7 protein-coding genes are annotated in these 12,814 nt (G+C 63.7%); 5 read left to right on the top strand and 2 right to left on the bottom strand.

Going from position 1 to position 12,814, the window contains the following annotated elements; translation table 11 throughout:
- Positions 1-45: 45 nt before the first annotated feature.
- Entirely contained in the window at positions 46-2,967 is a 2,922-nt protein-coding gene (locus tag ACYVIA_RS15600) for a sensor domain-containing protein (RefSeq protein WP_460842347.1), read from the bottom strand.
- Between the two features lie 338 nt (positions 2,968-3,305).
- On the opposite strand from ACYVIA_RS15600, the gene ACYVIA_RS15595 reads away from it, so the two are divergent.
- From ACYVIA_RS15595 to astB, 5 genes are all read left to right on the top strand, one after another.
- Positions 3,306-4,589, top strand: a complete 1,284-nt coding sequence (locus ACYVIA_RS15595; protein ID WP_460842345.1) for an acetylornithine/succinyldiaminopimelate transaminase — start codon at positions 3,306-3,308, stop codon at positions 4,587-4,589.
- 51 nt (positions 4,590-4,640) lie between these two features.
- A complete protein-coding gene (locus tag ACYVIA_RS15590) occupies positions 4,641-5,687 on the top strand; it encodes an arginine N-succinyltransferase (protein WP_460842344.1) in 1,047 nt (348 codons plus the stop codon).
- A 16-nt stretch (positions 5,688-5,703) separates the two neighbouring features.
- Positions 5,704-6,741, top strand: a complete 1,038-nt coding sequence (gene astA, locus ACYVIA_RS15585) for an arginine N-succinyltransferase (RefSeq protein WP_460842342.1) — start codon at positions 5,704-5,706, stop codon at positions 6,739-6,741.
- Positions 6,734-8,197, top strand: a complete 1,464-nt coding sequence (gene astD / locus ACYVIA_RS15580; RefSeq protein WP_460842340.1) for a succinylglutamate-semialdehyde dehydrogenase — start codon at positions 6,734-6,736, stop codon at positions 8,195-8,197. Before astA ends, astD begins: the two co-directional genes overlap by 8 nt.
- Positions 8,198-8,517: 320 nt before the next feature.
- Positions 8,518-9,864, top strand: coding sequence for an N-succinylarginine dihydrolase (astB, locus tag ACYVIA_RS15575; protein ID WP_460842338.1), 1,347 nt, complete (start codon positions 8,518-8,520; stop codon positions 9,862-9,864).
- A 48-nt stretch (positions 9,865-9,912) separates the two neighbouring features.
- Here astB and ACYVIA_RS15570 read toward each other — a convergent pair whose 3' ends face one another.
- The gene (locus tag ACYVIA_RS15570; protein ID WP_460842336.1) at positions 9,913-12,666 is read right to left on the bottom strand and encodes a LuxR C-terminal-related transcriptional regulator; all 2,754 of its coding nucleotides are present in this window, start codon (positions 12,664-12,666) and stop codon (positions 9,913-9,915) included.
- Positions 12,667-12,814: the final 148 nt, after the last annotated feature.

The raw sequence follows: 12,814 nt of genomic DNA, 5'->3' as shown, positions 1-12,814 counted from the left end.
GCACCCGGCAGTCAACCAGGCAAGCCATCAACCAGTCCGCCAGGCTCAACTCAGGTAACGCGTGCTGACAGACCTTTCTCCCCGCAGCGCCTGGCCGTGCGTCCAGTACCAGGATTCGAATGCCTCCCCACTCATCGGGTGGCCGAAATAATAGCCCTGCGCCAGCTTGCAACCGTGCGTGCTGATGTATTCCAGCGCGCCGGCCGACTCGACGCCCTCGGCGACGATTTCCAGGTCCAGTGTGCGGCCGAGCGCGATCATCGCATCGGTGATGGCGCGGCTGGCGACGTCGCTCTCCAGTCGGGAGATGAAGGACTTGTCGATCTTGATCTTGTTCAGCGGCAGGCGGGCAAGATAGGCCAGGCTGGAGTGCCCGGTGCCGAAATCGTCCAGCAGCACCTTCACGCCGAGCTCCTTCAGCTGGGACAGCACCGTGACCGCGTAGTCGATGTCGTCCATCATGGCCGTTTCCGTGACTTCCAGCTGCAGCGCATTGGCGTCGATGCCGTGCTCGCCGATGGTGCGGTTGAAGCGTTTGACGAAGCTCTTGTCGCGGAACTCGACCACCGACACGTTGACCGCGATCGGGATGGCCGGCAGGCCGCGCTCTTTCCATGTCTTGTGCTGGCGTGATGCTTCTTCCAGGATCCAGCGTCCGATGGGGTTGATGATGCCGCTCGCTTCCGCCACAGGCACGAAGCGATCCGGACCGATGTCCGCATTCTGCCAGCGCAGCAGCGCCTCCACGCTGACGAGCTGGCCGGTGTCCACATTCACCACCGGCTGGTAACAGAGATGGAAGGCGCGGGTGCGCAGCGCCGACTTCAGTTGCTGCTCGATGGCCAGCTGCAGCTTCGTGCCGGCGGCAAACTCCGGCGAGTAGAACTGGTAGTTGTTGCGGCCCGCCTGCTTGGCCTGGTACATCGCCATGTCGGCATGGCTGATGAGTGTGTCGATATCCTGCCCGTCGCCGGGAAAGACGCTGATGCCGACCGAGGTGGAGACCGACAGGGTCAGGTCGCCGATATGGAAGGGTTCGTTGATCCGCTCCACGATATGGCGCGTCACGTCGGCGGCGTAGGAGGCGTTCTTGACGTTCTGCAGCAGGATCACAAACTCGTCCCCGCCGAGACGGATCACCACATCCTCCGCGCGAATGCTTTGTGCGAGGCGCTTTGCGACCTCCTTGAGCAGCAGATCGCCCATTTCATGGCCGTGCATGTCGTTGATCGGTTTGAAACGGTCCAGGTCCATGAACAGCACCGCGGTGGACTGGCGCGTGCGCCGGTTGTGGGATAGCAGGTGGTTTGCGTATTCGAACAGCATTGCCCGGTTGGGCAGGCCGGTCAGGGGATCGTGCAGCGAGGCGTGGCGTGCCTTTTCTTCTGCCAGCTTGCGGTCGGTGATTTCATAGGCAATCCCGGCAAGACGCGTTGCCGCGCCATTCACCTCATAGGGACTTCCATGCACGGCGATCCAGTGGACGCTTTCGTCCGGCCAGATCACGCGGCATTCGAAGTGCAGATTCTTTATGTTGCTGACCGCAGCATCAATCTTCGCCTTCACAAGTGGCCGGTCGTCGGGGTGCACATGCGCGAGAAACTTGTCGAATCCCCAGCCGGGGTCGGCGGTGGCATAACCGAAGCAGCGCGCGTGGCGGTCGGATTGGTGCGCTGTGCCCGTCACCAGGTCAACGTCCCAGTCACCAATCTGCGCCGACTCCAGCGTGAACTGCAGGCGTGCTGCCGTTTCGCGCAGCGAATTTTCAGTCCGTATCCGATCCGTGATGTCCATTTGCGCCACCACCGCACCGACGATTGCGCCGTCGTGGCCCTTGATCGGCGCGCCCGAGTTGATGATGGTGCGCCGTACCGGCGGGTCGTCGAAGGACTCGATTTCAAGGATGTCGCGCGGGCTTTCCTCGCCCTTCAGGACGCGGGCCAATGTCCACTCTTCGGCCGACAGGGGCTTGCCGTGCCGTGGCGAGCCGTCCGCCCACCAGCCTTTCCATTCCGCATAATCGCCGATACTGCCGGCTTCCGGATGGCGCTCGCCCCACAGTGCCTTGTTGGCGCGGTTTTCCCGGATGAGCGCGCCGTGCATATCCGCCACCAACAGCCCGACCGGCGTTGCGTCCAGCACCGCATCCAGACGCTGCCGCTCTTCCTCGGCTGCGCGTGCGGCTTCCCGGGCAAGCTGCTCGCTCTTGCGCAGCTCCTCTTCCGCCTTCTTCTGCTCGGTCACGTCGCGAAAGAGAATCGCGACCATGTTCGGGTTGTGTTCATCGCTGCGGCAGGCGTATACGTCAAACCAGCGGCCAAGCGCTTGCGTTTCCGCGACAAAGCGCGTCGGCTCGCCCGTCGCCGCCACTGCGCCATACATATCGAACCAGTGCTGTTCGATGTCCTGGTTGACCTCCCGCATGGTCTTGCCCACGACGCCGCGCAAACCGGTCTGCTCTTCGAATGTCGGATTCACGTCACGGAAGAGCATGTCGACCGGACTGCCATCCGGAGCGAACAGCACCTCGACGATGCACAGCCCCTCGATCGGGGACTCGAACAGGCGGCGATATTTTGCCTCGCTCTTGCGCAGCGCGGCTTCAGCGTGGATCTGCTTCGTGATATCGATCGTGGTGTGCAGGATGCAGACCAGCTGGCGGTGCGCGTCGTGGATCGGGGTGTTGACCACGCTCCAGTAGCGTTCCTCGTACCAGGATCGGCCATCCGGTGTTGACATCCGGATGGGAAATCGTTGCGCGGGCAGGGCATGCGGCTTGCCGCTTTTCAGCACTTTCATCAGGGAAGCCCGGAGGGCGGCAATACCGGTATCGTTGGGGTCATCCGTATCCTCGCGAAAAACGTCGAACAGGCCGAAACCCTCCATGTCCTCCCGTGAGCGGGAAACCGTCCGCAGGAAGGAATCATTGAGCGCGAGAATAATGAATTCCGGCGTGGGAGAAAGCAAAAAAGCTCCGATCGGAGCGTCATAAAAAACGGATTCAAAAAGCGCGTTGGAAAGCATGAACAATGGCCCGTCGGGCTGGGTGGTTGTAGCGGATGGCGCCGGGGACTGACTTCCAGCGCCGCTGGCTGATGTTGGTAATTGACCATGAAACATCGGCAACGTTCGGGAAAGCAGGTGTCCAAGATGACAAGGGAAGAAAAGGGTAGGGCTGCCCCGGTGTCCTTTTCGCCTAGGATTTCGCGATTGCTTGATCTGAAAAAGCTTTCACGAAGGTATCGGATGGGCTCTGAAAGGCACTTTCCTATAATTCATGCATCAATAGCGAAATGGAGCGGCGAATGACTTCACCATGGGAAATTGACAGACAGGAAAGCAGTGCGCCAACTGACGCGGCGCCTGTCACGCGCCAGACCTTTGATGAGGTCATGGTTCCGGTGTATGCACCGAGCAGCATGCTGCTGGTACGGGCGCGCGGGCTGGACGTCTGGGATCAGGAAGGGCGGCAATATCTGGACTTTACTGCCGGCATCGCGGTAACGAGTCTTGGTCATTCGCATCCCGCAGTGATGGAAGCACTGCGCGCGCAATCAGAGATGCTCTGGCATGTCGGCAACGGTTACACCAACGAGCCGGTGCTGCAACTGGCGCGCGCAATGACGGAGGCCACCTTTGCTGACCGCGCGTTCTTCTGCAATTCCGGCGCGGAGGCGAACGAGGCGGCGCTCAAGCTGTCGCGCAAGCATGGGCACATGCGCTTTGGCGCGGCCAAGTCGCGCATCGTTTCCTGCGTCAATTCCTTCCATGGCCGCACGCTGTTTACCGTCTCGGTCGGCGGCCAGCCGAAATACACGGAGGGATTCGAGCCGCTGCCGCCGGACCTGATCCATATCCCTTTCAATGACATCGAAGCCGCACGCGCGGCGATCGGCGCCGACGTCTGCGCGGTGGTGGTGGAGCCGGTGCAGGGCGAAGGTGGCGTGCTGCCCGCGACATGCGAGTACCTGCAGACGCTGCGCGAACTGTGCGATGCGGCCGAAGCGCTGCTGATCTTCGACGAAGTGCAGTGCGGCATGGGGCGCACCGGCGACCTGTTCGCCTACATGGGTTACGGCGTGACGCCCGACATCCTGACGTCCGCCAAGGCGCTCGGCAACGGCTATCCGGTCGGCGCGATGCTCACCACGAATGACGTGGCCAGCGCCTTCAGTGTTGGTTCCCATGGCACCACCTATGGCGGCAATCCGCTTGCCGCAGCGGTTGCACTGAGCGTGCTGCAGACGATCAACACACCGGATTTCCTCGCACATGTGCGGCATGCTTCCGTCTTGCTGACGCAACGGCTGGAAGCCGTCGCACGCGATTATCCGCAGGTGTTTGAACTGGTGCGCGGCAAAGGGCTGATGCTCGGCATGGTGCTGGCCGACGCCTGGCGCGGCAAGGCCAAGGAGTTTGCCAAGGCCGCCGAAGGGCAGGGGCTGATGCTGCTGATTGCCGGGCCTGACGTACTGCGCTTCCTGCCTGCGCTGATTGTGACCGAGGCGCAGATTGACGAGGCGGTGCAGCGCTTGCGCCGTGCACTCGACGCGGTGTTGCAGGGTGTGCCCGCAGCAGCGAAGTCATAGCGGCAAGACCCACAGGAACGACACAACCCACAAGACCGACTGGAGAGCGCCATGTACATGGTCCGTCCCGCCACCACTTCCGACATCCCGGCACTGGAAGCAATGTGGTCCGGCGCGACGCCGGGCGTGCATACCTTGCCTCGCACGCGCAAGACGGTCGAACTGGCCATCGAACGTTCGGTCGCCTCGTTCGCCGCACGGCCGGACATGCCGCAGGAGGAGTCCTATTTTTTTGTGCTGGAGTCGACAGCCGACCGAAGCATCGCCGGAAGCGCCGGTATTTCTGCCACCGCCGGTGCAAGCGGCGCGTTTTTCGCCTTCCGCAATGAAGTCGTGAGCCAGGTCTCGCGCGAGCTGAACATCAGCTACAACGTCAACGTGCTGATGCTGTGTTCCGACCTCACCAGCTATTCGCAGCTGTCCGGCTTCTTCATGCGCGAACGCAACTCGGCAGGCGAACGCAAATATAGCGAGGAGGCGGCGCTGCTGTCGCGCGCGCGCCTGCTGTACGCCGCCCACGCACCGCAGCGCTTCGGCGAAAAGTTCTTTGCCTCCATCTCCGGCGTGACCGATGCAAACGGCCGCTCGGCCTTCTGGGAAGCGCTCGGCCGCAAGTTCTTCCAGATGGATCTGCAGGAGGTGGAGCACATGATCGAAGGCGCACGCAACCGCACGCTGATCGCGGAACTGATGCCGCATTACCCGGTCTACGTGCCGCTGCTGTCGCAGGAAGCGCAGGACGCACTGGCACGGGTCCATGCGGCCGCCGAACTGCCGTTCCACATTCTGTCGGAGGAGGGGTTCGAGCTGGACGAATACATCGACATCTTTGACGGCGGCCCGATCCTGCGCGCACCCAGGAATGCGCTGTGCTCGTTTTCGCAGTCACTGGAACGGATGGTGACGGGCGCGGAGGGTGCGATGGATAGTGAGGACCTGGAAACTTATCTCGTCGCCACGGCGCGCGAGGACAATTTCCGCGCCATGCTGGTGCGATGCCCGTCGCCCGAGCTTTCCGAGGACATCGCCATGCCCGACGAGGCGATGCGCAGCCTGGAAGTCACCCGTGGCGACACCGTGCTCTGCGTGAAATTGTGAGACTGTGAGGTAGCCGATGCTGGTCGTGCGCGCCATCAGGGAACAGGATCTGGACGGGCTGCTCGCCCTGGCCGAGCTCACCGGTTCCGGCATGACGACGCTGCGGCCGGACCGCGAGACGCTAGGCCAGCGCGTCGCCACCGCCTGCGCCTCCTTTGCGGGAAAGATCCCGCCCCCGCTGCGCGATTACATGTTCGTCATGGAGGATGTGTCCATCGCCAAGGTGGTCGGCGTCTGCGCGATCAAGGCGGCGGTCGGGCTCGACGAGACGTTTTACAACTACCGCATCGGCACGCTGGTCCACTCCAGCAAGGAACTCAAGGTGTTCTCCCGCATGGACACGCTGTATCTGTCCAACGACCTGACCGGCTGCGCCGAGCTGTGTTCGCTGTTCCTGCATCCGGATTATCGCGTTGGCACCAACGGCAAGCTCTTGTCCAAGAGCCGCTTCCTGTTCATTGCGCAGTTCCCGCAGCTGTTTTCGGAAAAACTGATCGCCGAGATGCGCGGCTTCCAGAATGCGGAGGGGCGCTCGCCGTTCTGGGACAGCCTCGGCCACCATTTCTTCCAGATGGATTTCAGCCGCGCCGACGACCTGACCGCGCTCGGCAAGAAATCCTTCATCGCGGAACTGATGCCGCGCCATCCGCTGTATGTCGCCTACCTGCCGCAGGATGCGCAGGAAGTCATCGGCCGCGTCCATGTCGATACCGCGCCCGCGCGCCGCCTGCTGGAGCATGAGGGCATGCACTACGAAGGTTATGTCGACATCTTCGACGCCGGGCCGGTGCTGCAGGCACGCGTCGTGGAGCTGCGCTCCCTGCGCGAGAGCAAGCGGGCCATCGTCGAGCATGCGGCGGCGGAAGAGGTGGAAGAAAACCCCGCGCTGGTATCCAGTACGGCGATGCATGACTTCCGGGTCATCACTGCCATGATCCGCCCGCGCCACGGCCGGCTCTCGCTGTCGGAGACGCAGCAGCGCCTGCTGAGCTGCCGGCCGGGCGATACAGTGCGCACGATGCTGCTCAACCCGAAGAAGGCCAGCCATGCATAGCCATTACATCGACGGCAAATGGGTAACAGGCGAGGGCGCACCGTTTGCGACGGCCGATCCCGTCAGCGGACAACCGCTCTGGACTGGCCGTGCGGGAACCGAAGCCGAACTTGACGCCGCCTGCAAGGCGGCCCGATCAGCCCTCGGCGCGTGGGCGTTACGCCCGGCGGATGAGCGCATCGCCGTCTGCCTGCGCTTTCGCGACCTGTTGAAGGCGCAGGGCGAGAACCTCGCCGAACTCATCTCCCGCGAAATCGGCAAGCCTTTGTGGGAAGCGCGCACTGAAGTCACGAGCATGGCCGCCAAGGTCGACATCTCGGTGCAGTCTTACCACACGCGCACCGGCACCGCGACCAGCACGGTCGCTGACGGCAAGGCCGTATTGCGGCATCGCCCGCACGGCGTGTTCGGCGTTCTCGGCCCCTACAATTTTCCCGGCCACCTGCCGAACGGGCACATTGTTCCCGCACTCATCGCCGGCAATACCATCGTCTTCAAGCCCAGCGAATACGCACCGCAAACCGCGATCCGGACCGGGCGATTGTGGGAAGAGGCCGGCCTGCCGGCAGGTGTGCTCAACATCGTCAACGGCGGACGCTACACCGGCGCAGCACTCGCCGCGCACGGTGAGCTGGACGGCATCCTGTTCACCGGCAGCTACCAGACTGGTGCCCTGCTGCACCGCCAGTTCGCCGGCCAACCGGGAAAAATGCTGGCACTGGAAATGGGCGGCAACAACCCGCTCGTCGCATGGCAGGTCAGCAACATTGACGCAGCCGTTCACCACATCGTTTTCTCCGCCTTCGTCAGCGCCGGACAGCGCTGCACCTGCGCGCGCCGCCTGATCGTGGAAAACGCTGCGCAGGGATCGGCGCTCGTCGACCGCCTCGTCGACATCGCAGGCAGGATCACCATCGGCAGGTTCGACCAGACCCCACAACCCTTCATCGGCCCGGTCGTCTCCGCCCAGACCGCCGAAAGGCTGTTGCAGGTGCAGGACGACCTGATTGCACGCGGCGGAAAGTCCTTGCTCCCCATGCGCCACCTGCAACCCGGTACCGGCTTCGTCTCCCCCGGCATCATCGACGTCACCGACGCCACAGGCGTCCCCGACGAAGAATGGTTCGGCCCGCTGCTGCAGGTCATCCGCGCAAGCGACTTCGACAAAGCGCTCCGCACCGCCAACGCCACCGACTACGGCCTCGCCGCCGGCCTGCTCAGCGATGACGAAAGCCTGTGGAACCAGTTCCAGACCCACATCCGCGCCGGCATCATCAACTGGAACCGCCCCACCACCGGCGCCGCCAGCACCGCACCATTCGGCGGCATCGGCAAGTCCGGCAACCACCGGCCGAGCGCGTACTACGCAGCGGATTACTGCGCATACCCGGTTGCATCGATTGAGAATGAAGTACTGGAAATGCCGAAGCAGCTTTCTCCGGGCTTGATGTTCTAAAGAACGGGATGATCAAAAGATGCGGTGGTCGCGCCTAGAGAAATCCCGCTTCTGGCGCTGCCAAGACAGTGAAGAGCAAAACGGAAAAAGAAGCGAAACATGTTTGAGCCGCAGGCGAGTTGGTTTCGCTTCCCGTTTTGTTCTTCACTGTCTTGGGAACCCGAAGGGCAGCGACTGCGCGGTCGCATTTCTTTGCTTACTTTCTTTGGCGAGACAAAGAAAGTGAGCGGCCGCCGGGCCGCCCCCGGCAAGCATCGACGAAGAGACGAACGCAACGAAGTAACGAAGAGAAAACAAAGGCGCAAAAAAGGAGCGCAACCATGCCCCCCACAAAAGAATTCAACTTCGACGGCCTAGTCGGCCCCAACCACAACTACGCCGGCCTCTCCTTCGGCAACGTAGCCTCCCTCAACAACATCGCCACCATCGCCAACCCCAAAGAAGCCGCCCTCCAGGGCCTCGCAAAAATGCGCGCACTCGCCCAGCGCGGATTCGCCCAAGCCCTGCTGCCGCCCCAAGCCCGCCCCAACTTCCACCTGCTGCGCCAGGTCGGCTTCACAGGCACCGATGCGGAAGTCATCGCGAAAGCCTGCAAGCAGGCCCCAGCCATCCTCTCGAGCGCCTATTCGGCATCACCGATGTGGACCGCGAACGCCGCCACCGTCAGCCCATCCGCCGACACGCGCGACGCCCGCGTCCATTTCACCGTCGCCAACCTCAACAACAAGCTGCACCGCTCCTACGAACACACGCAGACCGCACGCACGCTCCGCGCAATCTTCAAGGATGACCGGCACTTCACCGTGCATGACGCCTTGCCGTCCACGCCCGCCTTCGGCGATGAGGGTGCTGCCAACCACACGCGCTTGTGCGCATCGCATGCAAGCCCCGGTGTGGAAATGTTCGTCTACGGCCGCGTCGAGTTCCATCCCGACGCACCCGCGCCAAGGCGCTATCCCGCCCGGCAGACGCGCGAGGCCAGCGAAGCCGTTGCGCGCCTGCATGGCTTGCAGGCCGAACGCACCGTCTTCGTCCAGCAAGACCCGGCGACCATCGACAAGGGCGTGTTCCATAACGATGTGATTGCGGTAGGCAACGGCAATGTGCTGTTCTATCACCAGCATGCCTTCCTCGATGAAGGCGCGGCGCTTGCCTCACTCCGGCGGGCGATGGCGCACACGGGCGCCGAGTTGCAGGCGGTACGCGTGGATGCCGCCGATGTCCCGGTGGCGGATGCAGTAGCCAGCTACCTGTTCAACAGCCAGCTCCTATCCAAACTGGATGGCCGGATGGTGCTGCTTGTGCCGCAGGAATGCCGGGAAATCCCTTCCGTTGCAAAGTACCTGGAAAACCTGATTGCCTCCAACGGAACGATTGACGAACTCATCAGCTTTGACCTGCGCCAGAGCATGCGCAACGGTGGCGGTCCTGCCTGCCTGCGCCTGCGCGTCGCGCTGACGGACGCAGAGGCGGCAGCCATGCATCAGGGTGTGGTGATGACGGAGGCGTTGTACGCACGTCTCGTTGCCTGGGTGGAGAAGCACTACCGCGATCGCCTCGCACCGGCCGATCTTGCCGACCCGTCCCTGGCGATCGAAATCCATGCCGCGCTTGACGAGCTGACGGGGGTTCTCGGATTGCCGGGTTTGTATGGCTTTCAGTATTGATCGGCCTATGCCCGGTCAATGCGCAAGCCCGGCACGATCAAGGCAGGATCACAGCGCGATCAGGCCGTGCTGCCGCGCAAGGAACACCGCTTCGCTGCGGTTGCGCGCATCCAGCTTTTCCAGAATGCGCCGGATGTGCCATTTGACGGTGTTCACCGACAGGAACACCCGCGCGGCAATCTGCTCGTTGCTCAGGCCGGTTGCCAGCAACTGGAGAATGGTGCGTTCGCGGTCGTTGAGTGATGCGTTCAGCGGCATTGCCGTTACCGCGGCCGATGGTGTATCCCCGCGCAGATCCCGCCAGTAGTCGGCAATCGCATCCGTGTCCGGCATCGCCGCAAATACCGAGGCGGGCAGGTCGCGCAGCAAGGCGGCAAGCCGCTTTCCTTCTTCCGCAAAGCTGCGCCGTGCGCCGAGCCGCCAGCCCAGCGCAATGGCATTGGCGAGCGTCGTCTGCGCCGCCTGCCGATCGCCATGCGCATCGAGCGCCAGTGCGCGCAGCAGCAACAGCTTGAGCAGACGCCAGCGCCGGCCTTGTGCCTGTGCCTGCTCCACTTCACGTTCGAGCAGGACCAGTGCGGTTCGCGGGACATCGCGCTCGATGGCGCAGCGGATGAGCTCGATGCCGCGCCCGTACAGCTCTTCCACATACGAATAGGGTGTGTCGCCGCCGGGCGCTGTGCGTTCCAGCAGGTCGGCGCGCGACAGCGCCTGCTCGCGCCGGCCCAGCAACAGTTCGATGCGCACGCGCTCCCATTCGATCAGCCTGTGGGCACGCGCGACCTCCCAGTTGTCGCCGGTGTGGAGATGTGCCTGGTCGAGTGCCTCGAACGCCGCGTCATGGTCGCCCTGTGCCAGCTTGAGGCGCACATGCACGAGTTGCGACAACAGCAGCATGTCGACCGAGGGCTGGTGCATGACCAGCGGCAGGTAGCGCTGCAGCAGTTCTTCCGCCTCGTCGAGCCGGTCTTTTTCGTAGAGCACGCTGGCAATGAGGCCGACCGACGCAACGTTGACATGGCTGGTCTCAAAGGACGGCCGCTGCAGGCGCAGCGCCGCCATCTTGCCAACTTCGCGCAGTTGTTCCAGCGCCCGGTCGAGATTGCCCTGGATCGCCTCCAGCAGGCCGGAAACGGAGAGCGCATAGCCAAGGCCGAGCATGCTGCCAATTTCCTCGTTGCAAAGCCGTGCGGTGTCGGAGAATTGTCGCGCGCGCACAAAGTCGCCTTCGAGCATCAGGCAATAAGAGATCACGTTCGCCAGCGCCCCGGTGGCAAAGCGCTGCGTCTTGCCCACCTGCTTCCACCGCACCAGGCCGGACTGCAGCGCGCGCCGGGTGTCGCCACGCAATGCCATCAGAATCGATTCCAGTGCGTTCGCCTCATCCCGCACCGCGGTGTTTGGCTCGCGGCCGGTGAGGAGCTGCTTCACGCGCGTGAGCCACTCCACGGCGATGGCCGGCTTGCCGCCAAAGCCGCAGGCCCAGGCCGCGGCCAGCGGCAGCTCCGGTCCGGCACCCGACAGCGCGTCCTCGTCCAGCCGTTCCATCCAGCGCAGGATGATGCCGAACTGCGCCTGCATCACCAGTTCGCGCGCGCAGCTGGTCATTTCGCGCACGGCCGCTTCGTTGTCGCCTGCCTGAAGCCACAGGTCGACGGCCTCGATTGCCTGTCCCTGGCGCGCAAACCAGCGCGCGGCGCCGCGATGGGTGGCGACGACCTGCTCGCGCGGCAGCAATTGCGCCTGCTGGCCGCGCAGGAATTCGGCAAACAGCGGGTGATAGCGGAACCAGGTGTGGCTGGCGTCGAGTGCGGTGGTGAAGAGGCCGTGCCGCTCCAGGTAAAGCAGCACGTGCTGGCTGTCGGTGCGCCCGGTCGCGGCGTCGCATACGGTGGCGCACAGGCGGGGGAATCCGCAGGTTTCCAGCAGAAAGGCGCGCACGTTCGGTGGCTGTGCGTGGAGCACGTCTTCCGCGAGATAGTCCGCGATATGCGCGAGGCTGCCGGACAAGTCACTGGCGTAGCGTTCCAGGTCTTGCTGGTCATGCGCGGCAAGGGCGGTGAGCTGCAGCGCGGCAGGCCAGCCATCGGTAATGGACTGCATTTTCTCGACCAGCCACGGGGCGGGCGCCTGGCCGATGCGGCCACTGAAGAAGCGCAAGGTCTCGCGGCTGTCGAAGCGCAGGTCGCGCGCGGTGATCTCCAGCAGTTCGCCGCGCACGCGGTAGCGCTCGACACCGAAGGCGGGCTTGTCGCGCGTGCTGATCACGAGGCGCACCAGGCGCGGCAGGCGCTCGACCAGCAGGCGGGCGATGCGCAGCGCCGGGTCGCTGTTGAGCTGTTCGAATTCGTCGAGGAACAAGGTGAGCGGCGGCGCATCCGGGCCGATGCGGTCCAGCACGGCCATCCAGTCGGCAGACGCGGATACCGCCGTTGCCGTCGTTCCCTCGTCGCCCAGCGCAAGCGCCATCCAGTTGCCGAGCGCACCAAACAGGTAACCCATCAGGCGCGCCGGGTCGTTATCCGATCCGTCCAGCGTAAGCCACGCCGCATGTCCATTTCTCGATGCGATGCGCTCCATCCACTGGCGCATTAGCGTGGTCTTGCCATAGCCTGCCGGGGCGCGCAACAACACCAGGTGGACGTTTGCTTCCCGCTCCAGCCTGCTCAGCAGGTTGTCGCGCGGCACGCCGCTGCGGCTCGATTGCGGCGGATGAAACTTTGTCTGGATGAGGGATGCCGCCCCGGCCGGCGGGTTCGTCGGCAATACGCTATGCGGCGATGCGAACGCTGGATCGGTCATGGGGCGGGACAGTCTGTTCCGGGTTTGCTTCCCGATGGCGGGGAAGGGAGCGCCTAGCATAACTTGTTTCGGTTCTGTCGGCGCCTGAGACGATGCAGCCGCGCAACGCGATATGCCATGGCATGCACGCGATATGAATGCGATACGA

The organism is Noviherbaspirillum agri (assembly GCF_054780595.1).
The sequence above is the reverse complement of the archived record's forward strand: the minus strand, read 5'-3'. Positions and strand labels throughout refer to the sequence as shown.